The organism is Streptomyces qinglanensis, from assembly GCF_900111245.1.
In the GTDB taxonomy this organism is placed as follows: domain Bacteria; phylum Actinomycetota; class Actinomycetes; order Streptomycetales; family Streptomycetaceae; genus Streptomyces; species Streptomyces qinglanensis.
Genome location: NZ_FOGO01000001.1, coordinates 761,608 through 783,685, shown reverse-complemented (window position 1 = coordinate 783,685; position 22,078 = coordinate 761,608). Strand labels below are relative to the sequence as shown.

Annotated in this window: 20 protein-coding genes; 7 read left to right on the top strand and 13 right to left on the bottom strand. The window is 74.4% G+C overall.

Annotation, left to right across the window (positions count from 1 at the left end; translation table 11 throughout):
* Positions 1–86: 86 nt before the first annotated feature.
* Complete coding sequence (locus BMX65_RS03410) at positions 87–746, top strand: HAD-IA family hydrolase (protein WP_074998557.1); 660 nt, start codon at positions 87–89, stop codon at positions 744–746.
* Position 747: 1 nt separating this feature from the next.
* Here BMX65_RS03410 and BMX65_RS03405 read toward each other — a convergent pair whose 3' ends face one another.
* The 3 genes from BMX65_RS03405 to BMX65_RS03400 form a co-directional block, all read right to left on the bottom strand.
* Complete coding sequence (locus BMX65_RS03405) at positions 748–1,101, bottom strand: antibiotic biosynthesis monooxygenase family protein (RefSeq protein WP_074998556.1); 354 nt, start codon at positions 1,099–1,101, stop codon at positions 748–750.
* A gap of 229 nt (positions 1,102–1,330) precedes the next feature.
* On the bottom strand, positions 1,331–1,492 hold the full coding sequence (locus BMX65_RS32680) for a hypothetical protein (RefSeq protein ID WP_162637618.1): 162 nt from the start codon (positions 1,490–1,492) through the stop codon (positions 1,331–1,333).
* Entirely contained in the window at positions 1,489–1,785 is a 297-nt protein-coding gene (locus tag BMX65_RS03400) for a hypothetical protein (RefSeq protein WP_074998555.1), read from the bottom strand. Before BMX65_RS03400 ends, BMX65_RS32680 begins: the two co-directional genes overlap by 4 nt.
* A 127-nt stretch (positions 1,786–1,912) precedes the next feature.
* Here BMX65_RS03400 and BMX65_RS03395 point away from each other — a divergent pair, with 127 nt between their 5' ends.
* Together BMX65_RS03395 and BMX65_RS03390 are read left to right on the top strand one after the other, a co-directional pair.
* Complete coding sequence (locus tag BMX65_RS03395) at positions 1,913–2,890, top strand: helix-turn-helix domain-containing protein (protein ID WP_074998797.1); 978 nt, start codon at positions 1,913–1,915, stop codon at positions 2,888–2,890.
* 440 nt (positions 2,891–3,330) lie between these two features.
* Entirely contained in the window at positions 3,331–5,589 is a 2,259-nt protein-coding gene (locus tag BMX65_RS03390) for a bifunctional glycosyltransferase 87/phosphatase PAP2 family protein (RefSeq protein WP_074998554.1), read from the top strand.
* Here the strand turns inward: BMX65_RS03390 and BMX65_RS03385 are convergent.
* Positions 5,510–5,920 (bottom strand): DUF2000 domain-containing protein, encoded by a 411-nt coding sequence (locus BMX65_RS03385; protein ID WP_074998553.1) that lies wholly within the window; start codon positions 5,918–5,920, stop codon positions 5,510–5,512. The two genes, BMX65_RS03390 and BMX65_RS03385, sit on opposite strands and share 80 nt — an antisense overlap.
* 138 nt (positions 5,921–6,058) lie before the next feature.
* Between BMX65_RS03385 and BMX65_RS03380 the strand changes: the two genes are divergently transcribed.
* On the top strand, positions 6,059–6,967 hold the full coding sequence (locus BMX65_RS03380; RefSeq protein ID WP_074998552.1) for an AraC family transcriptional regulator: 909 nt from the start codon (positions 6,059–6,061) through the stop codon (positions 6,965–6,967).
* Here BMX65_RS03380 and BMX65_RS03375 read toward each other — a convergent pair.
* A complete protein-coding gene (locus BMX65_RS03375) occupies positions 6,939–8,189 on the bottom strand; it encodes a cytochrome P450 (protein WP_074998551.1) in 1,251 nt (416 codons plus the stop codon). The genes BMX65_RS03380 and BMX65_RS03375 overlap by 29 nt on opposite strands.
* A 316-nt stretch (positions 8,190–8,505) precedes the next feature.
* Between BMX65_RS03375 and BMX65_RS03370 the strand changes: the two genes are divergently transcribed.
* The gene (locus BMX65_RS03370; RefSeq protein WP_074998550.1) at positions 8,506–9,675 is read left to right on the top strand and encodes a steroid 3-ketoacyl-CoA thiolase; all 1,170 of its coding nucleotides are present in this window, start codon (positions 8,506–8,508) and stop codon (positions 9,673–9,675) included.
* A gap of 65 nt (positions 9,676–9,740) precedes the next feature.
* Here the strand turns inward: BMX65_RS03370 and BMX65_RS03365 are convergent, their stop codons facing one another.
* The 7 genes from BMX65_RS03365 to BMX65_RS03330 form a co-directional block, all read right to left on the bottom strand.
* Complete coding sequence (locus BMX65_RS03365) at positions 9,741–10,334, bottom strand: TetR/AcrR family transcriptional regulator (protein WP_074998549.1); 594 nt, start codon at positions 10,332–10,334, stop codon at positions 9,741–9,743.
* Positions 10,335–10,798: 464 nt separating this feature from the next.
* Positions 10,799–11,719 carry an ECF transporter S component gene (locus BMX65_RS03355; protein WP_074998547.1) on the bottom strand — a complete coding sequence of 307 codons (921 nt, stop codon included), beginning with the start codon at positions 11,717–11,719 and terminating at the stop codon, positions 10,799–10,801.
* Positions 11,716–13,524 (bottom strand): ABC transporter ATP-binding protein, encoded by a 1,809-nt coding sequence (locus BMX65_RS03350; RefSeq protein WP_074998546.1) that lies wholly within the window; start codon positions 13,522–13,524, stop codon positions 11,716–11,718. The genes BMX65_RS03355 and BMX65_RS03350 overlap by 4 nt, the downstream gene beginning before the upstream one ends.
* Positions 13,521–14,993 (bottom strand): energy-coupling factor transporter transmembrane component T, encoded by a 1,473-nt coding sequence (locus BMX65_RS03345; RefSeq protein WP_074998545.1) that lies wholly within the window; start codon positions 14,991–14,993, stop codon positions 13,521–13,523. The genes BMX65_RS03350 and BMX65_RS03345 overlap by 4 nt, the downstream gene beginning before the upstream one ends.
* A gap of 237 nt (positions 14,994–15,230) precedes the next feature.
* Entirely contained in the window at positions 15,231–16,097 is an 867-nt protein-coding gene (locus tag BMX65_RS03340) for an SCO2322 family protein (protein ID WP_239501812.1), read from the bottom strand.
* Entirely contained in the window at positions 16,094–17,425 is a 1,332-nt protein-coding gene (locus tag BMX65_RS03335) for an SCO2321 family membrane protein (protein WP_074998544.1), read from the bottom strand. Before BMX65_RS03335 ends, BMX65_RS03340 begins: the two co-directional genes overlap by 4 nt.
* Before the next feature lie 525 nt (positions 17,426–17,950).
* Positions 17,951–19,003 (bottom strand): Strvi_7410 family MBL fold metallo-hydrolase, encoded by a 1,053-nt coding sequence (locus BMX65_RS03330; protein WP_074998543.1) that lies wholly within the window; start codon positions 19,001–19,003, stop codon positions 17,951–17,953.
* A 194-nt stretch (positions 19,004–19,197) separates the two neighbouring features.
* Between BMX65_RS03330 and BMX65_RS03325 the strand changes: the two genes are divergently transcribed.
* Together BMX65_RS03325 and BMX65_RS03320 are read left to right on the top strand one after the other, a co-directional pair.
* Positions 19,198–20,784, top strand: coding sequence for an aldehyde dehydrogenase (locus BMX65_RS03325; RefSeq protein ID WP_079171663.1), 1,587 nt, complete (start codon positions 19,198–19,200; stop codon positions 20,782–20,784).
* A 171-nt stretch (positions 20,785–20,955) separates the two neighbouring features.
* Positions 20,956–21,189, top strand: a complete 234-nt coding sequence (locus BMX65_RS03320) for a ferredoxin (RefSeq protein ID WP_074998542.1) — start codon at positions 20,956–20,958, stop codon at positions 21,187–21,189.
* Positions 21,190–21,674: 485 nt separating this feature from the next.
* On the opposite strand, the gene BMX65_RS03315 is transcribed toward BMX65_RS03320, so the two are convergent.
* Positions 21,675–21,932 carry a hypothetical protein gene (locus tag BMX65_RS03315; protein ID WP_074998541.1) on the bottom strand — a complete coding sequence of 86 codons (258 nt, stop codon included), beginning with the start codon at positions 21,930–21,932 and terminating at the stop codon, positions 21,675–21,677.
* Positions 21,933–22,078 lie beyond the last annotated feature (146 nt).

Here is a 22,078-nt window from a genome sequence, read left to right as displayed (position 1 = left end):
ATCTGTCCTTCCTCGCCCATGAGCCCGCCAGGCCGCCCGCCCCGCGCGAGCCCAGCGCGCCGACCGCGACCCCGGGAGCCTTCCGCATGCCCGCACCACAGCTCACCGTCCGCGCGCTGCTGCTCGACATGGACGGCACCCTCGTCGACTCCGACGCCGTCGTCACCCGGGTCTGGCGGGGCTGGGCCGCCGAGCAGGGACTCGACCCCGACCACGTCATGTCGGTCGCGCACGGCCGCCAGGGCCACCTGACGATGGCCACCCTGCTGCCGGACCGCCCCATGGAGCAGAACCGCGCGGAGAACCGCGTCCTGCTGGCCCGGGAGACCGCCGACACCGAGGGGATCGTCCCCGTGCCCGGCGCCCCCGCCTTCCTGGCGGCGCTCCGGGACCTGCCGCACGCCCTGGTGACCTCCGCGACGGCCGAGCTGGCCGCGGCCCGGATGGCGGCCGCGGGGCTGGCCATGCCCGCGGTCCGGGTCACCGCCACCGACGTCGGCGCCGGGAAACCCGACCCCGAGGGCTTCCTCAAGGGCGCCGCCGAGCTGGGCTTCCCGCCGCACGAGTGCGTCGCCTTCGAGGACTCGGGCGCCGGTGTCGCCGCGGGCCTGGCCGCCGGGATGCCGGTCGTCGGCGTCGGCCCGCGCGCCGCGGAACACGGCCCCACGGTGCACGTCGCCGACCTGGACCGGGTGCGCGCCACCCGCCTTCAGGACGGGCGCGTGCGCCTCACTTTCGAGGGCTGACTCACTTCTTCGGCGGCGCCTGCTGCACGACCTCGAAGGACCAGGTCTCCGAGCCGGTCGCCGCGGGCTTCGGCCGCTCGGCGCCCCCGTCGCCGGCCCCCGCGCCGCCGTCGTCGCCCTTCGCCTGCTGGTGGGCCTCCTTCATGGGGCCGTTCATCCACGCCTGGAAGGACTCCTCGTCCCGCCACCGGGTGTAGACGAGGTAGCGGTCGCTTCCCTCCAACGGACGCAGCAGCTCGAACCACTCGAATCCGTCGGCGCTCTCCACGAAGCCCTTGCGCGCGGCGAACCGCTGCTCCAGCACCTCCCGCTGGTCGTCCGGTACGGTCAGCGCGTTGATCTTGACGATGCTCATGGGCCCATCCTGCCGCACCGCCCCACGACGGCTCACCGCCCGGGGACGCCGCGCCGCCCGGAGCCGCCGCGCCCCGGTGCCCGGCCCCGCACCGACGCACCCGCCCCGCCCCGCCCCGCAATGGGTCTGTCCGTAGCCCGGTCCGTGCATGTCCGTTCACGGCGAAGCCCCAGTGGCGCCTGTCCGTCAGGTGGCCGCTGGGGCTTCTGTCGTTGTCCGCGCTGACCGCCTACTGGCCGGAGGCGTCCGCCGGGGTGTCCGTGTCGCTGTCCGCCTGGCGGGTCAGTCCGGCCAGGTCCGCCTCCAGCTCCCGGGCTTCACGTTCCCGGGCCGGTCGGCAGCGGGGACACTCACACGGCGGGTACGCCTGGGTCTCCAGTGGGTACGTCATCGGATCGCCCCTTCGCTGTCCAGGCCCGGCAGCCGCTCTCCGCGAAGGTCGGCAACCCTGACAGCCTCCTCCACGGCACTGGCCAGATACCACACGGCCAGGCGCAATTCCGCTGGACTGACACTGTCCTCCTCGGCCAGGGAACGGGCGCGCTTCGCGTCCACGCGGGCCATGGTCAGGATCTTGGCTTCCGTCGCGTCGGCAAGTCGGGTGATCTCCCCGTGCCCGCCCTCGGGTACGTAGGCAGGCTTGCCCTCGGGTCCGTCCCAGGGCAGGCGCCGTAGTGTGCTCATGTCGACTCCTTCGCAGTCGGCCGGCCCCGGGACGTTCGCCGCGTCGCCGGGGCGCCTGTGCGAGCCAGCCTCCCCTTTTCCACTGATGACAGATGGTGACTGAGCGGTGACTGGGTACCCTGTCACCATGACGGGCGGGGAATTTGGTCAGACCGTGCGTGCCGCGCTGAAGGCTCGGGGCATGTCGATTCGCGCAGCCGCCCGGGAGCTGGTCTACGACCATGCGTACCTGTCGCGTGTCCTGGCCGGGAAGCAACTCCCTTCGCCGCAACTGGCAGAGGCCCTGGACAGGCTCCTGGATGCCGGCGGGGAACTGGTGAGCCTGGCCGCCGGCCTGGCGGAGGACAGCGGGGAGCGCGTCGCGCACGCCATCGCTCACCCGACCCGCATCGACGGCAGGGCCGTGGAGGCCCTCGGGGACGTCCTGGCGGTCCAGCGGAGGCTTGACGACACCCTGGGCCCCTCCCCGCTCATCGGGCCCGTGGAGGCCCAGACAGCCACGCTTCTGGGCCTGTTGAAGGAGTCCCGGGGCCCGCACCGTGCCGCTCTGGCCGAAATCGCTGCGGAGTCAGTCCAGTTCATGGGGTGGCTGTACGCCTCCACGCGCCAGGACGCGAAGGCTGTTGAGCGGCTGGCCGAAGCGGAGGAGCTGGCCGACGAGGTGGGCTCCGGCACGCTGGCGGCCCAGGCCCTGAACTTCCGGGGGTACATCGCGCGCCAGCAAGGCAATCCCCGTGGCATGGTTCGCTGGTTCTCCGCCGCGTACTACACGCCGGGCGCCAGCGCACCCCAACGCATGGGCGACGCCGCCCAGGTGGCTCAGGGGCTGGGTGAGCTGGGTCAGGCGGACGCCGCGCGGCGGCTCCTGGATGAAGCCATGGGCCTGTCCGACGCCGCCCAGGACCAGCCGCCGGGTACGGCGTACTGGCTGACTCCGAACTTCCAGCGGCTGAACCTGGGCCTGGCGAACCTGGGGCTGAAGGCGTACGCGGACGCTGCCGACCACATAAGGGCCGGACTGGCGGGCTTGCCTGCCGACCAGCAACGGGCGCCGTGGACGAAGGAGCACCGCGACGCTCTGGCCAAGGCAGAGGCTCGCTGCTGACGGTTCCTGCCTGTCGGCCCGGCCCCCGTGCCTGCCCTGGATCTGGAGTGTGGCCCGGGAGACTGCTTATGTGCGTAGCTCGACAGCGTTTTTGATCTTGACGATGCTCATGGGCCCATCCTGCCGCACCGCCCCACGACGGCTCACCGCCCGGGGACGCCGCACCGCCCGGGGACGCCGCGCCCCGGTGCCCGGCCCCGCACCGACGCACCCGCTCCGCCCCGCGCCGTGGCCGGTCCGGTGCGGCCGGTGTCGCGAGCCGGCCGCGCCGGTGCGGCCCGCTCCTGCCGTCCAGGTGGCCGGGCGCGCGGAGATGTCAGGTAGCGAGTAGGTTTCTCGCGTCTGAACCTGAGGGCTCGCCCTCGGGGGGTGGAGCAGATCCGGGTGTCCGCGGGGGAACGCGGACGGAACACCGGCGGACAGGACGGAGACGGCGGGGCGTGGCGGCGGAAACGGTGGTGGACGGCGAGGGGCCGGACCGGGGCGGGGAACGGCACCTGTCCGGGGGCGGGCCGTTGCGGAGGCTCCCCGGGCCGTGGGGGCGGCTGGGCTCCCGCGCGGGGATGCTGCTGGCGGGGCTGTGGCTGCTGGCGCTGGCGCTGGCCGTCCGGCAGGCGGTCGCCGTGCTGCGGCTTCCCCGGGACGAACGCCTCGTGGACCTGTTCGCCTGGACCGGCGACAGCGGTGTGCTGCGGGTGCACGGTTCGCTCTACGACGGGGACGCGGCGTTCACCGGGACGCCGTTCGCGGGGCTGGTGCTCAAGCCCCTCACCCGGGCCGCCGAGCAGGGGCTCGGCGTGGTCTGGACGTTCGGCACCCTGCTGCTGGTCGCCGCCGTCGGCGCCGTGGCGGTCCGGGCGCTGCCCGGGCCGGTCTCGCGGCGCACCGCGCTCTTCGCACTCCCGGCCGCACTGAGCCTGCTGGTGCTCTCGATCCCGGTGCGCAACACCTTCCACCTCGGGCAGACCAGCATTCTGCCGGTGCTGCTGGTGCTGGTCGGCTGGCTGGCGGGCGGCGCGGACCGGCACCAGGAGCAACGCGGTCCGGCGGGCGGGCCGTTCGCGGGCCCGCGCGGGCAGGCCGTGGTGGCGCTCGCCGGTAAGGCGCAGGGCGTGCTCATCGGCGTGGCCGGTGCGCTGCAGCCCGCCACCCTGCTCTTCGTCCCGCTGCTGTGGCTCACCGGGCGCCGCAGGGCCGCCGTCTCGGGCGCCGGGACGTTCCTGATCTGCACCCTGGCCGCCTGGGCCGCCATGCCGGACGACTCGTGGACCTACTGGATCCACCACGTCGCGGGGGTCGGCCTGGGCGACGCGGCGGATGCGACCGCCAACCAGTCGCTGCACGGAGCGCTGCTGCGGGCCGGACTGCACGGGGCGCCGGAGGCGGTGCTGCTGGCGGTGCTGGTCCCCGCCGTCGGATGGCTGGCGCTGCGCCGGGCGGTGCGCTACGCGCGGGACGGACAGCTCCTGCTCGCCGCCGCCGTGGTGGGCTGCGCCGCCGTGGCCGCCTCCCCGACCGCCTGGCAGCACCAGCAGCTGTGGGTGCTGCTGGCGATCGTGGGACGCGTCGGACGGCGCACCGGGGACCGGCTGGTGTGGCCGGTCTTCGTGGTGATGGTGATGACGCTGGACGGCAGCGCGCTCGTCCCCAAGATCGCCGCGTTCGGCATGCTCGGCGAGAACGCGGTGCTGCTGGCGGCCCTGCTGGCCTCCTGCGCCGTGCCGTTCCTGCTGCGGGAAGCCCCCGCCTGGGCGGCGCCGCAGCCCTCGGGCCCGCTCAGCCGCCCCAACCTGATGCTGGAACTGCTGCTGATCCGGGTCGGCTACTGGGCCTACTCCTACGTCCGCGGCCACGCGCCCGACTCGCGCTCCCTCGCCGAGGGGCACGGGGACCAGGTACTGGCCGCCGAGCGGTTCCTGCACCTGGACGTCGAGCACAGCCTCAACAAGCTGGCCGCGCGCACGGAATGGCTGCGGGAGGCCGGGGACACCTACTACACGACGTTCCACTTCCTGGTGCCGATCGTCCTGCTGGGCTTTCTGTACGTGCGCCGGGCGCCGCAGTACCGCGCGGCGCGCACGGCGCTGAGCTTCGCCACCCTGCTGGGGCTGGCGGGCTTCTGGCTGTACCCGCTGGCACCGCCGCGGCTGATGCCGGGGCTGGGCTACATCGACACGGCGCACGGCCCGCAGGACCTGTCCGACCCGGACTTCGGCGCGCTCACCCAGCTCTCCAACCAGTACGCGGCGATGCCCTCGCTGCACGTGGGCTGGTCGCTGTGGTGCGCGGTCGTCGTCTTCCTGCTCACCCGGAACCGCTGGCTGCGGGCGCTGGGTGCGCTCTATCCACTGCTGACCACGTTCGTGGTGATGGCCACCGCCAACCACTACCTGCTCGACGCGGTGGGCGGGGTCGCCGTGGTGACGGCCGGCTTCTACGGCCAGCGGCTGTTCGCCGGGATACGGGGCACGGACGCGCGAAGCGGGGGCGGGTCCGTCGACGGGGCCGCCGACGGATCCGACTGGGGTGCTGCCCAGGGCGACGGGGCCGCCGACGGGCCGCCCGGCACGCGGAGCGGCCCCGAGGCCCTGCCGGACGGCCCGGACGGCCCGGATGCTGTCAGCGGTGCAGCTTCAGCCCCTTCACCGCCCGGTCCACCGAGTTCCGGGGACCGTAGAGCGCCAGCCCGGCGAGACTGAGCTTCTCCGCCTCGACGGCCCGCACGGCCGCGCGGTTGTCGGCGTCGTTGCCCGTGGCGAACATCTCGTCGGTGTAGACGGCGAGTGCCAGCCCGCGGGAGAGTGCGCGCCGATGGGCCGCGGCGAGCCCTTCCCGGTCGGCGGCGAAGCACAGCACGGGTTCGCGGAGCAGCGGCAGGTAGCGGTTGCCCGAGCCGTCCTCGTACGGCTCGCCGGTCACCTCGTCGGAGACGCCGGCGATTCCGCTGGCCAGGAACGCGGTCACATTGAGCTTCTGCCAGTCCGCGAGGTCCGGGCGGACCAGCACGGCGGCCTTGGTGTCGAAACGCATGCGTCCGACTCTGCGTGCGCCCGGCCCCGGCTGTCTTGAACGCCGGTGCGGCTGCGGCGCGACGGCCCGGCAGCCGGGCTGGCAGACTGTGACCTGGGGGAACGCGCCGAGAGGCGGGACGTACAGGAGGGCCGCGGTATGGGTGAGGGATCCGGGCCGGCGGGTGCAGCGCCCGGCGACTGGGTGCGCTACTGGCGCGCGCCGGACCAGCCGCTGGAGGCCATGCGGGCCCACTTCACCGGCCATGCCTTCCACCGGCACAGCCACGACGCGTACTCCTTCGCGGTGACCGAGACCGGAGCTCAGCGGTTCCGCTGCCGCGGCGGGGACCACACCAGTGCCGAGGGCATGGTGATGGCCTTCAACCCGGACGATCCGCACGACGGGGAGTCGGCGGCACCGGCCGGTTTCACCTACCGCATCGTCCACCTGGGGCCCGATCTGGTGCGCTCCGTGCTCACCGACGCCGTCGGCCGGGACGCCCCGATGCCGCTGTTCCCCGAGCCGGTGCGTACCGACCGGGTGCTGCGGACGGCGCTGCTGCGGCTGCACGCCGCCCTGGCGGGCGGGCCCGCCGCGAGCGCGCTGGTCCGGGAGGAGCGGCTCACCGAGACGGTGGTCGCGATGGTGCGCCGGGGCGCGCGCACCCCGGCCCGCGCGACGGCCCCGCGCGTCGGTTCGGCGGCGGTGCGCCGGGCCCGGGAACTGCTGGCGGAGAGCTGGGACCGGGAGGTTCCTGCGGAGGTGCTGGCGCAGTCGGCCGGTTGCAGCAGGTTCGCCCTCTACCGCGCCTTCCGCGCGGAGTTGGGGATGCCGCCCAGCGACTTCCAGCGGCAACTGCGGCTGCGGGGTGCCCGCCGGATGCTTTCTGAGGGCGCCACCGCGGCCGAGGCCGCTGCGGTCTGCGGGTTCGCCGACCAGGCGCACCTGCACCGCTGGTTCGTCCGCTGCTACGGCGTCACACCGGGCGCCTATGCGCGGGCCGGGGGTGCGCCGCGGGCCGGCTGCCGGCCCGGGGTCAGCGGTAGTCGACCCGCAGCTCCTTGATGCCGTTGATCCAGGCCGAGCGGAGCCGGCGGGGCGCCGGTCCGGCCAGCCGGATCCCGGGCGCGAGGTCGGCCACGGCCTGGAAGATGAGGTCGATCTCCAGCACGGCCAGGCTCTTGCCCAGGCAGAAGTGCGGGCCCCCGCCGCCGAAGCCGAGGTGCGGGTTGGGGTCGCGGGTGATGTCGAAGGTGCCCGGGTCCGCGAAGACCTCCGGGTCGTTGTTGGCCGAGGAGTAGAAGAGGCCGACCCGGTCCCCGGCCGTGATCCGCGCCCCGCCCAGCTCGGTGTCCCGGGTGGCGGTGCGCTGGAAGGAGACCACGGGCGTCGCCCAGCGCACGATCTCCTCGGCCGCCGTTGCGGGCCGTTGGGTGCGGAAGAGCTCCCACTGCCCGGGGTGGGTGAGGAAGGCGTGCATGCCGTGGCTGATGGCGTTGCGGGTGGTCTCGTTGCCCGCGACGGCCAGCAGGATCACGAAGAACCCGAACTCGTCCGCGCTGAGGTTGCCCTCGCCCTCGGCCGCCACGAGCCGGCTGACGATGTCGTCCCCCGCGTACCGGGCGGGGCACTCCTTGCGGGCCTGGGCCATCGTCATGGCGTACGAGACGAGCTCCGCCGCCGAGCGGGTGCCGACCTCCTCGGTGATGGCGTACTCGGGGTCGTCGTAGGCGACCATCTTGTTGGACCAGTCGAAGATGCGGGAGCGGTCCTGCTGGGGGACGCCGATGAGTTCGGCGATGGCCTGCAGCGGCAGTTCGACGGCGATGTCGGTGACGAAGTCGCCGCTGCCGTCCTCCCGCGCGCTCTGCACGATCCGGGTGGCGCGCTCGCGCAGGGCGGTCTCCAGCGCGCGGACGGCGCGGGGCGTGAAGCCGCGCTGCACGATCTGCCGGACCCGGGTGTGTTCGGGCGGGTCCATGTTGAGCATGATCAGCTTCTGGATGTCGATCTGCTCGCGGTTCATGTGCGCGGCGAACCGGATGACGGCGGTGTTCAGGTTGGAGGAATAGAGCTCCGGGCGGGTGGAGACCTCTTTCACGTCCGCGTGCCGGGTCACCGCCCAGTACCCTTCGTCGTCGAAGCCCGCCACGCCCCGCGGCTGCCGGATCCACGACACCGGCGCGGTCTCGCGCAGCAGGGCGAACTCGGGCAGCGGGACGCGGTCCTGATAGATGTCCGGGTCGGTGAAGTCGAACCCGTCGGGCAGCGCGGGGCAGGAGGACATCGGCAGCTCCACTCCATCGTCGGCGTGCTGACGGCGGCGTCCGCGGCACGCGCGGTGCCCGGAGCGCGGTGGCGGCGTGCTGGCGCACCGACCGGCACTCCTGACGTTCCGTCAGAACCGCCTCGAAGGTAGTAACGGGTTCTACAAGAGGCAAGAGGCGCGGCCCGGTTCCCGTGCACGGAGCGTGCGGGTGTGTGTGCTGTGGGGTGTGCAAGACCCTTGCGTCGCGGCGCGTGCGCTCCGCACACTGTCCGGAGAACTAGAACGCGTACTAGTTGTGCTGGTGGGGAGCCAGCCGGGCTGGAGAGGACGAGTCATGGCCGCCGAACCCGTCATCGTCGAAGCAGTGCGCACCCCCATCGGCAAGCGCTCCGGCGCCCTGGCCACCCTGCACCCCGCCTATCTGCTGGGGGAGACCTACCGCGAACTCCTGGACCGCACCGGTCTGCACGCCGACTGCGTCGAGCAGGTCGTCGGCGGCACCGTCACCCACGCGGGCGAGCAGTCCATGAACCCGGCCCGCAACGCCTGGCTGGCCGTCGGCCTGCCCTACGAGACCGCGGCCACCACCGTCGACTGCCAGTGCGGCTCCTCCCAGCAGGCCAACCACATGGTCGCCAACATGGTCGCCGCCGGGGTCATCGACGTCGGCATCGGCTGCGGCGTCGAGGCCATGTCCCGCGTTCCGCTGGGCAGCGGATCCAAGCACGGTCCGGGCAAGCCCTTCCCCGACGAGTGGCACGTCGACCTGCCCAACCAGTTCGAGGCCGCCGAACGCATCGCCCGCCACCGCGGCCTGTCCCGGGAGCGGGTCGACGCGCTCGGCCTCCTCTCCCAGGAGCGCGCCGCCACCGCGTGGGCCGAGGAGCGCTTCAAGCGGGAGACCTTCGCGGTGCAGGTGCCCACCACCGAGGAGGAGCAGGCGGCCGGGCAGGGCATGTGGCGCCACGTCGACCGCGACGAGGGGCTCCGCGACACCTCCATGGAGGCCCTCGCCGGGCTCAAACCCGTGCTGCCCACCGCCGTCCACACGGCCGGCAACTCCTCGCAGATCTCCGACGGGGCCGCCGCGGTGCTGTGGGCCTCCAAGCGGATGGCGCGGGCGCTGAAGCTGCGCCCCCGTGCCCGGATCGTCGCACAGGCGCTGGTGGGTGCCGACCCGCACTTCCACCTCGACGGGCCCGTCGACGCCACCCGTGCGGTGCTGGGCAAGGCCGGGATGTCCCTGGGGGACATCGACCTCGTCGAGATCAACGAGGCGTTCGCCTCGGTCGTCCTCTCCTGGGCCCAGGTCTTCGAGCAGGACCTGGAGAAGGTCAACGTCAACGGCGGCGCCATCGCCCTCGGCCACCCCGTCGGCGCGACCGGCGCCCGGCTCCTCACCACCGCGCTCCACGAACTGGAGCGCGCCGACAAGGAGTTCGCCCTGATCGCCATGTGCGCGGGCGGCGCCCTGTCCACGGCCACCATCCTGCAGCGACTGTAGGGGCTGCGGCCGCAGGGCCGTGCTCTTCGGCGCCCGCGGGCGACGGTGCGCGCCTCCGGCCGCGGCTACCGGGCCGGGTCCGCGGCGGGTGCCGGGGCGGTCGCGGTGCGCAGCAGTGTCTCCGCGGCGGAGCGTGCGTGCGCTGCCGGGGCCGGGGAGTCGGTGATGGAGGCGTTGCTCATCGCGCCGTCGAGCAGCACGGCCAACTGCGAGGCGAGCCACTCCGGCTCCGCCGCGCCGGTCTCGTGCGCCAGGTCCCGCAGATAGCCGCGGACGGCGCCCTTGTGCTCGCGCACCGCGTCGACGACCCCCTGGGAGTCGGCGCCCAGTTCGCCGAAGGCGTTGATGAACGCGCAGCCGTGGAAGTCCGGCCCGTCCACCCAGTCGTAGAGCCAGTCGAAGACCGCCAGCACCCGCTCCTCCGGGTCGGTGTGCCGGGACACCCGCTCCTCCAGCGCGTTCCTGGCCCACCGGTCCCGGCGGCGCAGATACGCCTCCACCAGGGCGCCCTTGGAGGGGAAGCACTTGTAGATCTTCTTCAGCGAGACGCCGCTGGCGTCCCGGACGCGGTCCATGCCCACGGTCTGCACGCCGTGCGCGTAGAAGAGCGCATCCGCCGCGCTGAGGATGCGCGCCTCGGTCGTGGCGTCGCTGTCCATATCCCGTTCTCCCCACGTCTTGAGAACCGCCGTTCTCTACGATACTGTCTTGCCCGGTTGGAGAACGATCGTTCTCCAGTTCAACGGGGAAGAACGGGGGACCCGAGCGTGGTCGAGTACCCGCTGCGGTACGCGGCGCGCTCGGGTGAGCCGGCGGGGACCGGGCCGGATGCGGCTCCGGTCGTCGCCGGCCCGAGCACCACGGCGCCGCCACCGGGCCGTCCGCCGCCCGCCGCGAAGGCGCCCGCCGCGAAGCGGTGCGCTGCGGGGCCGTCCTCCGTGCGGCCGCGCCCGTCCCGGGCAGGCCCCTCCCCGTACGGAAACCGGCTCCGGTGCGCACCGGAGGTCCCGGACCGCGGCGGCGCGCCGCGCCGCCGGGAGCAGAGCCGCGAGCTTCCGCAGACTGCGGGCTCGCCCTGAGACCCGTGTTCCTGCCCGTCGGGGTCGGGCAGGAACACGGGACCTCACCCCGCCGATGATCCCCCGGATCCCGGCGGCGCGGAGGTCCCGCCGCCGGTCCGCTCGCCCGCGCCCGCGGCCGGCTCCGCGAACACCGGCGCCGCCTCGAAGGCGGCGCGCCGGGTGGCCCGGCGCAGCGCCCGCAGCACGGTGCCCCCCAGGGTCAGGGTGAGCACCACGGTCAGCAGCGCCCTGGGCACGTCCCAGCCGAGCGAGGTGGCCAGCACATATGCCCCGTACCGGGCCAGATTCTCCGGCAGCGGGTCACCGGGCACGAACGAGAGGCCCGAGCCGAGGCCCGCGATGTAGGGCCAGCCCTGCAGGTTCATGATCAACCCGTAGAGCAGTGCGGACACCGCGCCGTAGCCGGCGAGCAGGACCCGCTCCCGGCCGCCGCGCAGCGTGGCCGGAGCGGGCAGCAGCCCGGCACCCATGGCGACCCAGCCCATGGTGAGCATCTGGAAGGGCATCCAGGGGCCCACCCCGCCCGTCAGCAGCGCCCCGGCGAACATCGAGACGGCACCCAGCACGAACCCGAATCCCGGCCCCAGCACCCGGCCGGAGAGCACCATCAGGAAGAACATCGGCTCCAGGCCCGCCGTGCCCGCCCCCAGCGGCCGCAGTGCGGCACCGGCCGCCGCCAGCACGCCCAGCATGGCCACCGCCTTGGCGTCCAGCCCGGTCTCGGAGACGGTCGCCACGGCGACCGCCAGCAGCAGCGGGAGCAGCGCCGCGAACAGCCAGGGGGCGTCGCGCGAGTGCGCCAGCCCGGACGCCCGGTCGGCCAGCAGGGGCCAGGCGAAGGCCGCCACACCGGTGGCGCTGGTGAGCACCAGTGCCGCCACCGACCGCGGACCCAGCCGCACCGCGCGCACGGCCCGGTCGCCGCGTACGGCCCGGCCGGTGCCCGGCGCCGGGCGGCTCACAGCGCCTCCCGCACCTGGCCGACCGTCAGCCAGGGCTGCGGGGCCAGGATCTTGGAGACCTGCGGAGCGTAGGCCGGTGAGGAGGTGACGACCTCGTCGGTGGGCCCGTCCGCCACGGTCTCGCCCTGCGCGAGGACGACGACGCGGTGCGCCAGCTCCGCCACCAGCTCGACGTCGTGGGTGGCGAGCACGATCGCATGGCCCTGCGTCGCCAGCTCGCGCAGCAGCAGCACCAGCCGGGACTTTGCCGCGTAGTCCAGTCCCCGGGTCGGTTCGTCCAGCAGCAGCAGCGGTGGCCGGGCCGTCAGGACGATCGACAGCGCCAGTGCCAGCCGCTGCCCCTCGGACAGATCGCGGGGATGGGTGCTGTCCGGGACTCCGGGAAGCAGCCGGGAGACCAGCGCCCGGCAGGTGCCCGGTGCGGCGTCCGCGTCGGCGTCCGCGGTACGGCACTCGCGGGCGACGGTCTCCGCGTAGAGCAGGTCGCGCGGCTCCTGCGGGACGAGGCCGACGTGCCGCAGCAGTTCGGCCGGCCGCGTACGGTGCGGGGTCCGGCCGCCGACGGAGACCTGGCCGGAGCTGGGCCGGTGCATCCCCACGAGCGTGTTCAACAGGGTCGACTTGCCCGCGCCGTTGCGTCCCATCAGCGCGGTGGTGCGCCCGGCGTGCAGCGTGAGGGAGACCTCGTGCAGAGCGGTGACGCGGTCGCGGACGAGGCCGAGCCGGGAGACCTCGGCGACCGGTCGTGCCTCCGTTGCCGGGGAGTCCGCCGCAGCGGGCGCGGCAGCGGGCGCGGGCCGGTCCGCCAGCCGCCGCCGCAGCGTGTCCGCACGGCGGCGGGCATCCCGTACCGACAGCGGAAGCGGGTCCCAGCCCGCCAGTTCGCCCAGTTCCACCACCGGGGGCCGCACCGGGGAGACCGCCAGCAGGGCGGCCGGATCGCCGATCCGTGCCGTGCCCCGCGGCTCCGCGCCGCCGCCCGCCGGCTCCGGAGCGGTGGCGCCGGAGCCCGAGGCGCCGGAGCCCGAGGTTCCGGAACCAGTGGTGGCGGAACCAGTGGTCGCGGAACCGGCGGTCGCGGAACCGGCGGCACCCGACCCGGGGATGTCCGCGTCCGCCGGGCCTGCGGCCCGGTCCCGGCCCCGCTCGCCCTCCGGCGCCAGCAGCAGCACCCGGTCCGCGTACTGCACCACGCGCTCCAGCCGGTGCTCGGCCATCAGAACGGTGGTGCCCAGGTCGTGGACGAGCCGTTGCAGCACGGCCAGGACCTCCTCCGCGGCCGGCGGGTCCAGCGCCGAGGTGGGTTCGTCGAGGACGAGCACCCGGGGATGCGGGGTGAGGACCGAGCCGATGGCCACGCGCTGCTGCTGGCCGCCGGAGAGGGAGGCGATCGGGCGGTCCCGCAGCTCGTTGAGGCCGAGCAGGTCGAGGGTCTCCTCGACCCGGCGGCGCATGGTCCCCGGCGGCAGTCCCAGGGACTCCATGCCGTAGGCCAGTTCGTCCTCCACCGTGTCGGTGACGAAGTGGGCCAGCGGGTCCTGGCCCACCGTGCCCACGACGTCCGCGAGTTCGCGCGGCTTGTGCGTCCGGGTGTCGCGGCCCGCCACGGTCACGCGGCCCCGCAGGGTGCCGCCGGTGAAGTGCGGGACCAGGCCCGCGACGGTGCCCAGCAGGGTGGACTTGCCCGCCCCGCTGGGGCCGACGAGCAGACACAGCTCGCCCTCGGGTATGTGGGCGTCCACCACCGGGAAGGCGGGGCCGTCCGCGCCGTCGTGGACGACACTGACCTGCTCGAAGGTGATCACCGGGTGCTCTCCTCGTCGTGCTGCCGGTCCCGCAGCGCCCGCGGGATCCGGGCCCTGGGTGCCGTCCGCGCGCAGGGCCCCGCCTCCCGCTCGCGCGGATCACTGCTGCTGCCGATGTCGGTGCGGTCGGTTCGGGCTGCGCCGCTGCCGCTGCCGCTGCCGCTGCCGCTGCCGCTGCCGCTGCTGCTGCCGCCGCTGTCGCTGGCGTCGTCGCCTTCGTCTTCGGCCCGGGGGTGCTCGGTGGCCGGTGCGGTGGCCGATGTGGCCGAGTGCGCGTCGGCCGAGGGCGCGCGGCGGGCACCGGCGGGTGCACGGCCGCCACCGGGCCGGTCACCGGGCCGGTCACCGGGCCGGTCACCGGGCCGGTTCTCCGGGAGGGCCGGGGCGGGCGCGAGGAAGCCCGGCAGCAGGCCGAGCAGGACGGCGGCGGCGGGCCAGAGCGGAAGCGGGGGCGCGGCCAGCGGGACGGCCGGCGGGTTCATCGGGCCCGGCAGCACATCGGCCGCCGCGATCAGCAGCGCGGCGACGGCGGCACCGGACGCCGACACCAGCCATGCGCGGATCCCCCAGCGGTCTGGGCGGTACCGGGTGCGGGCCGCCCGCCTGCCGCCGAGCCGCAGCCCGGCCAGCGCGAGGACCAGGCCCGCCAGCAGGAGCGGCAGCCCGAACCCGGCGCCGGCGGCGGCCAGCAGGCCGTAGGTACCCGCGCACACGCCGAGCAGCCCGCCGAGCGTCAGCGCCGTGGTGGTGCGGCGCACCGCGGCCGGAACGCGCGCCGTCCGGCCGTAGCCCCGTGCGTCCATCGCCGCCGCGAGCGCGACCGAGCGCTCCAACGCGCCCTCCAGGACCGGCAGTGCGACTTGCGCCACCCCGCGCAGCCCGCGGTCGTCCCGCCCGCGCAGCCGCCGCGCCGCGCGCAGCCGCCGTACGTCGGCCACGAGGTGCGGGGCGAAGGTCATCGCCACCACGACCGCGACGCCCGCCTCGTAGAGGGCTCCGGGCAGGGACTTCAGCAGTCGCGCCGGGTTGGCGAGCGCGTTCGCGGCTCCGACGCAGACCAGGAGCGTCGCCAGCTTGAGCCCGTCGTACAGCGCGAAGACCATGCCCTCGGCGGTGACCCGTCCGCCGATCCGTACCCCGCGGGCCCAGTCGGGCAGCGGCACTTCCGGGAGTTCGACGAGTACGTGGCTGCCGGGGATGGGGGAGCCGAGGAGGAAGGCGAAGGCGAGGCGGATGGTGAGGACCAGCAGGCCCAGCTTCAGGAACGCGGTGTAGGAGCGGGCCCAGGGCGCGTCGGTGCGGCGGGCCGCGACCACGTAGCCCGCCACCGTCATCAGCAGTCCGAGGAGGAGGGGGTTGGTCGTGCGGGAGGCGGCGGTGGCCAGACCCAGGGCCCAGAGCCACCACGCCCCCGGGTGCAGGGCGGTGCTACGGGTGGAGAGCGGTGCTCGCAGCGGAGAGCGGGCCACCGCTCCGGTACCCGCCCGGCGCTTACCCGCCTGGCGCTCTGCCCGGTGCTCTGCCCCGGAATCCGTTCCCGGTGCTGCTCCTCGCCCGGGCCGCGGCTCCTTCCCGGACCCTGTTCCCGGTGCCGGACGGGGACGGGTGCGGAAGCCGAGGACGGAGCGCGCTCCGGGGCGCGCCGTCCGCCGCGGGGACGCCGCCGCCCGGGAGAGCGGTGCTCTGGACGTGGGGCGGGGCATCGGCTAGCGCTTTCGGCGGCGGGCCTGCCACAGGGCCGCGGCGCCGAGGATCGCCACGGCCGCCGCACCCGCCGCCACCCCCGCCGCGGTCGACGCGCCGTCCCCCTGACCGCCGTCGGCCTCGCCGTCCGCGCTCCGGCCCCCGGTGTCCGCGCTCCCCTCGCCGTCCCCCTGACCCCCGTCACCCTCGCCGTCGTTCTTGCCGCTTCCGCCGCTGCCCTCCGCCTGTTCGCCGCACCCCTTCGCGGGGTAGCCGTCGATGGCGCACAGCAGGGCGTCCGCGTTGTAACGCAGGGGGGAGGCCACTTTGGCGAGGGCGTCGGCCGCGGTGCCGCTCTCCGGTATGCGGGCGCAGCCGGTACGGGCAGCGGGCGGGTCTCCGGACTCGCCGCCGGGTGCGTCCGCGCGGGTCCCGAAGTCGATCCGCACGGCCACCCGCTTGCTCTCCTTCCCGGCCTTCGTCCCGTCGCAGGCGGCGGCGAAACCGACGGCGCCGCGCGGCTTGTCGGCCTGGTCGGAATCCTCGCTCAGCGCGAAGCGGAAGCCCAGGACGTCTCCGTCCTCGGGGCGCTGGGTGGCCGGTCCCTCGGTGGCGTACGACCAGGAACCGTTCTCCTGCCGCTGCCAGAAGGACCAGTAGCGGTAGCCGCTCGACTCGGCGGCGGGCAGCCGCGCGGTGGCGGCGTGCGCCTCCGGGGCCGGGAGCACGACGAGGGCGGCGAGCGCCGCGAGGCCCGCGAGCGCGGCCGCCGCGGTCGCACCCCACCGCGGAGCCCGGTTCCGCGTCGCCGCCCGGTCGCCCGTGCCGAGTCCGCAGCTCCCGGCGGGAATCCGGGCTTTCACGGCGCCGGCGGGGATCCGGGCCCTCACGGCTGCTGCCTCTTGCGGCGGCCGCTCAGCAGGATGCCGAATCCGGCACCGACGGCGAGGCCGATCAGGACGAAGGCCCAGATGGGGATGGTGGCGCCGGAGTCCTTCTTCTCGGAGGCGTCGTCCTCGGGCATCTTGGCGGGCTTCGGGCCGGTGTGGTTGAGGCGGGAGAGGAGGTCGGTGCCGCCGAGTTCGGCGGGGTCGCCGCCCGTGGCGCGGGAGGCCAGCATCAGGGAACTGATGGCGGCCGGATCGTTTCGCGCCTTGTCCCACTTGCCGAGGTTGTCGGCCAGCCAGGACAGCGAGGAGGCGGCTGCGTCCCGGTGCCCGCCCGCGGCCAGCGCGACAACGGCGTCCGCGGTGTTCGCGTAGTCGGGCTGCTCGTCGGAGGAGCCCGGCGCCACCGAGGTGAAGTGACCGCCGTTCTTCTTCAGCGTCGCGGCCAGGTGGGCGGCTCCCGCGCCCGCGGCTGCCTTGCGGCCGCCCGGGACGCCCTTCCCGCTCTCCTGGTCCGCGCCCGAAGCGCACTTCAGCGGCGTGACCGGGGTGTTCTCGGCGTCCTCGGCCGGTGGTTCGGGCAGCGCGCCCTCGCCCAGCGCGGCCAGGACGGCGGCCGCTGTGGCGTCGTTGTTCGGCGCGAGCCTGCCCTTCTTGTCCGGCTGGTAGGCGAACGCGCCCTGGGCGCCCGGGGCGTCCTCGATCCCCTTCGAGCCGCAGGTGAGCTGGAAGGACAGCAGTGCGTCGTAGGGCGAGCCGCCGCCCTCGGCCGTGGTCTTCGCGGGGTTCCGGCCCGCGGCCTGCAGCGCGCCGATGACCAGCGAGGTGGAGTTGGCGTCCGAGTCGGCGTGCGGCCCGAAGCCCCAGCCGCCGTCCTTGTTCTGGATCGAGTCCAGCCACTCCAGCCCCTCGCGCACCGCGTCGCTCCGGCCACCCACGGCGGCGAGCGCCTGGACGGCCAGCGCGGTCGCGTTGACGTCCGCCGGGGTTTCGTCCGGGTCGCACTTCTTGCCGGGTTCGGCGCGATACGCGGTGAACGAGCCGTCGGCGCACTGCTGGCCGGTGAGCCAGTCCACGGCCTTCCGTGCGGGGACGGCCTCCGCGCCGTCCAGTGCGAGCAGCGCCATCGACTGCCGCCACACTCCGTCGTACTTGGGGTCGGCCGTTCCGTAGAGACCGTCCGGGAGCTCGGACGCCGTGGTCCGGGCCGGGGACGCCGCGACGGACGTGGCTGTCGCGGCGGGTGCGGCGGCGGATGCCACGGGTGCGGCGGCCGCGCTCAGCACGGTGGCGGCGGCGAGGACCGTGGCGCGGCGGCGGCGCGGTGACATTGCGGATGCCTTTCGATGACGGGAGCGGACCGCAGCCGGGCACGGCCGCCCCGCCGGGCGGGCGCGCGACTGCGCGGCCCGCACCGCGGTGCACCGGGCTCGGCTCCGTATACCTCGACGGGCCGGTGGCCTGGGCGGCCACAGGAGCCCGCCTCCGCACGGGCGCTCCGGCTCGCGGTCGGCCGTGCCGCGCGGCGGACGCGGGACGGATCGCGGGACGCGATCTGTGTCCGACGTACGCGACGGTGTGGCGGACCGCTCACGGTTGCGGGTCAGCGCCGGATTCGCACCGGCTTCCCCCGGGCGGAGGCGTTGTCTGGCTGTCGGCCACTGTAGCCGGGTGGCTCGCGCGGCTGTCGGGTCGGCCCGGTACGCAGGCTTGCGGCCATGGTGGGCGGTCCGGTCCGCGGGCGTGCGGCAAGTGGTGGGCGGTCCGGTCCGCGGGCGTACGGCGGCGGACCGCGGCCCGGCCGTGCGGTCCCGGTGACGGGGGTTGCCGGGCCGGCCGGTGACGGGGCCGCCGGGTCAGCCGGTCGCCCGGTAGGCCACGGGATGGCTCCCGGATACGGCTTCCGCGTGGCCGAGCTTGACCAGCCGGCGCAGATGGGCCTCGGCCTCGGCGACGGCGATGGTGCGGGATCCGAACGGAATCTGCTCCCAGGGGCGGTTCCAGCGCATGGACTCGGCGAGTTGCCAGGGGGTGAGATCCCGCTGCGTGAGCAGTGCTCGCAGATCCGAGAGGCGCTCCGCGTGGTGTGCGGTGAGCGCGTCGACGCGGGCCCGCGCGTCCGAGAAGGCGTACTGGTGCGCGGGCAGCACCTCGGCGGGCCGCAGGTCGGCTATCCGCTCCAGGGAGTCGAGGTAGTCGCCGAGCGGGTCGCTGCTCCCGTCGTCGTCCGGTTCCTCGTAGAGGCCGATGTGCGGGCTGATGGTCGGCAGCAGATGGTCCCCGGAGAAGAGCCGCCCGCCCGGTCCCGCCCGCCCCGGATGCCGCTCCTCCAGGTGCAGGCACACATGTCCTGGCGTGTGCCCCGGGGTCCAGACCGCGCGCAGCCGCCGGCCCGGCAGAGCGACCAGCGCGTTCGGCTCGATCCCCCGGTCGGGCAGCGCGGCCCGTCTCCCGGGCGGCCGCCCGCCCCGGCCCTCCGCGAGGGCCGCGCGCAGCGGCGCCGTATGGGTGTCGGGGGCACCGGCAGCCGCGAGCTTCTCGACGAGGTAGCCCAGCCACCGGCTCGGGTCCACGTCGCGGGTCCGCCGGACGACGGCGGCGTCCGCCTCGTGCAGGGCGATCCAGGCGCCCGACTCCTCCCGCACCCGTGCGGACAGGCCGTGGTGGTCGGGGTGGTGGTGGGTGACGAGCACTCCGTGCAGCGCGTTGACCGAGGTGCCGCACGCGGCGAGGCCGTCGCGCAGCGCCTGCCAGGAGGCCGGGTCGTCCCAGCCGGTGTCAATCAGCACGGGACCGGCGTCCGTCTCGATCACGTGGACGAGAGTGTGGCCCAGGGGGTTGTCCGGAATGGGCACCGGGATGCTCCAGATCCCGCCCCCGTGCTTCGTGACCTGCGGCTCGTTCGTCATGGACGGCAGCTCCCCCGATGGTGTGCGCGAGCGGGACGGTTGGCGGGCCGGCAGAGGCATTGTTCCCTGGAACTAGAACTGGTACTAGTTCTGATGCGCTGTCAGCAAGGTGTCGGGCGTCACATGCGGACGTCGGGTGCCCGGAACGCGCGCCGCGGCCACCGGAGGGTGGCCGGAGGAGGGAGGGCACGGTCATGACGGACAACCCCGAAGGCCCCCACGGCCCCCACGGCCCCCACGGCCCCGACAACCCCGGCGGCTCCGGCGGGAATGCCGGCTCCGATGGAAGCGCCGGCCCCGGTGGGACTGCCGACTCCGGTGGGAGTGCCGGCCTCGCGTACACCGAGCACCGGCAGCTCTACATCGGCGGCGCCTTCACCGACCCGGCGGGCGCGGAGACGATCGAGGTGGTCTCCCCGCACACCGAGCGGCCCATCGGCCGCGTGCCGGCCGCTGCACGCGAGGACGTGGACCGCGCGGTACGGGCCGCGCGCGAGTCCTTCGACTCCGGGGTGTGGGCCGGGCTGCCGCTGGCCGAGCGGATCGAGACCGTCGCCCGGATCCGGGACGCGTTCGCCGCCCGCAGCGAGGAGATCGCCGACCTCGTCAGCGCCCAGAACGGCAGCCCCCGCACCTCGGGGCTGCTGGTGCAGGCGCTGGCCGCGATGATGGTGTGGGACTCCGCGCTGAAGATCGCGGCCGACTTCCCGCACGAGGAGCGGCGGGCCGGGGCGCTGGGGCCGCTGCTCGTCCGCCGGGAGCCGGTGGGGGTGGTGGCGGCCGTGGTCCCGTGGAACGTGCCCCAGTTCACCGCCGCCGCGAAGCTGGCGCCCGCGCTGCTGGCCGGCTGCTCGGCGGTGCTGAAGGTCTCGCCGGAGACGCCGCTGGACGCCTATCTGCTCGCCCGGATCGTGGACGAGGCCGGGCTGCCCCCGGGCGTGCTGTCGATCCTCCCCGCGGACCGCGAGGTGAGCGAGTACCTCGTGGGGCACCCGGGCGTGGACAAGGTGTCCTTCACCGGCTCGGTGGCCGCCGGAAAGCGGGTCATGGAAGTCGCCTCCCGCCATCTGACGCGAGTCACACTGGAGTTGGGCGGCAAGTCGGCCGCCGTCATCCTGCCCGACGCGGACCTGGACGCGGCGGTCGCGGGCATCACCCCGTTCGCCTGGATGATCAACGGCCAGGCGTGCGTGGCCCAGACCCGCGTCCTCGCACCCCGCAGCCGCTACGACGAGATCGCCGAGCGCTTCACGGCCGCCGCCGAGGCGCTGACCGTGGGCGATCCGCTGGACCCGGCGACCGAGGTCGGCCCGCTGGTCGCCGAACGCCAGCGCCGCCGCTCCCTCGACTACATCGCCCTCGGCCGCCGGGAGGGGGCCACCGTCCTGGCGGGCGGCGGGTGTCCCGCGGCCATGCCCACCGGCTGGTACGTCGAACCCACGCTCTTCGGCGACGTCGACAACGCGATGCGGATCGCCCGCGAGGAGATCTTCGGCCCCGTGGTCTGCCTGCTGCCCTACGAGGACGAGGCCGAAGCGGTCCGCATCGCCGACGACTCCGACTACGGCCTCTCCGGCAGCGTGTGGACCGCCGACACGGAGCACGGGATCGACATCGCACGCCGGGTGCGTACCGGCACCTACTCCGTGAACACCTTCAGCCTCGACATGCTCGGCCCGTTCGGCGGCTACAAGAACTCCGGCATCGGACGCGAGTTCGGCCCCGAGGGGTACGCCGAGTACCTGGAGCAGAAGATGATCCACCTGCCCGCGGAGGGATGACCCCGAGCGCACCCGCGGAGCCCGCAGAGTCCGAGGAACCCGCGGAACCCGCGGAACCCGCAGAGTCCGGCCTCCGGCCGGAACGCCGACCCCGCGGAGTCCGTGCACACCTGCGAAACCCGCGCGGCGCCCCGCCGCAGCCCGCGCGAACACCCGAGGAGGGGAGGGCCGATGACCGATCGCTGGCATGTCGAGGTGGACCGGGACCTGTGCGTCGGGTCGGGAATGTGCGTGAGCAGCGCACCGGAGGCGTTCCGGCTGGACGCGGCCCGCCGCTCCCGCCCCGTCGTCCCCGACCGGGAACCGGCCGAGGAGGTGCTGGCCGCCGCCGAGGGCTGCCCGGTCGAGGCGATCTCCCTCACCCTGGCCGGGACGGGCGAACCGGTCTTCCCGCCGGAGGACTGACCGGCCGGCGGGGCGCCACCGTCCCCGCGTACGGGTGTTCCCGCGTGTGCGGGCGCCTCTGCCATGCGCTTTCGCGTCATCGTCCATTCTGCCGCCGGACGATCCGAGGCCGTCACCACACCTTCGATCGTCGGTGGAGCAGGCAATGACTGGAGTGCGCAGTAGTTCGGGGCTGAATTTGCGCCGGGCCGGAGTAGGTCCAGCACACCGAACCTTTCATCCTGAATAGCTGCAGGTCAGAAGTATGTGGACGGCGGTGACGGCACGGCCGGTACGGCGGGCCGAGCAGTGTGCTCGGCGCAGGCGGCACCGCTGTCTCTCCCCCCTCGCCGCGGACGGAAAGGACGGCACCCGCGGGCCGCAGAGCGAGCGGGGCCCGGCCGGGTCTGCTACAGCCTGCAGGCCCCGCGCTGGGACCCGGACGTACCGGTGGGCGACATCGTCTCGGTAGGTCATCGCCAGTCAGCGATGGTTCCCCACCACCGTTACAGCTCCGCACTCTGTGCCGAGTAGGCCGCCCCGTTCACCGTTGGGGCTTCGACCCGAACGGGGTGGCTGACATGCCGGTGGCTGTATTCCAGGAGCTGTACGAGTGCAGTGGTCTGGCCTGGGTCCATGTCACGGTCGAGGACGAAGCAGCGAGATTCGATGCGGTGGGCGCCGCTGTCGCGGAGGAGGCCGGTGACGACCTCGAAGCCTTCGAAGAACCCAAGGCGCAGCTTGACGTGCTGAGATGTGTTCATGGGCGAGGAACTTAGCGGGCCGACTGGCCTCCAGGCCGACTCCCTCCAGCAGGTCGAGGACATCCCGCGGACCACCACCCGCCCGACCACCCTCGGCGTCGGGCGGATGCACGGTGATCGGTGCCATGACACCACCGTGCGCCCGC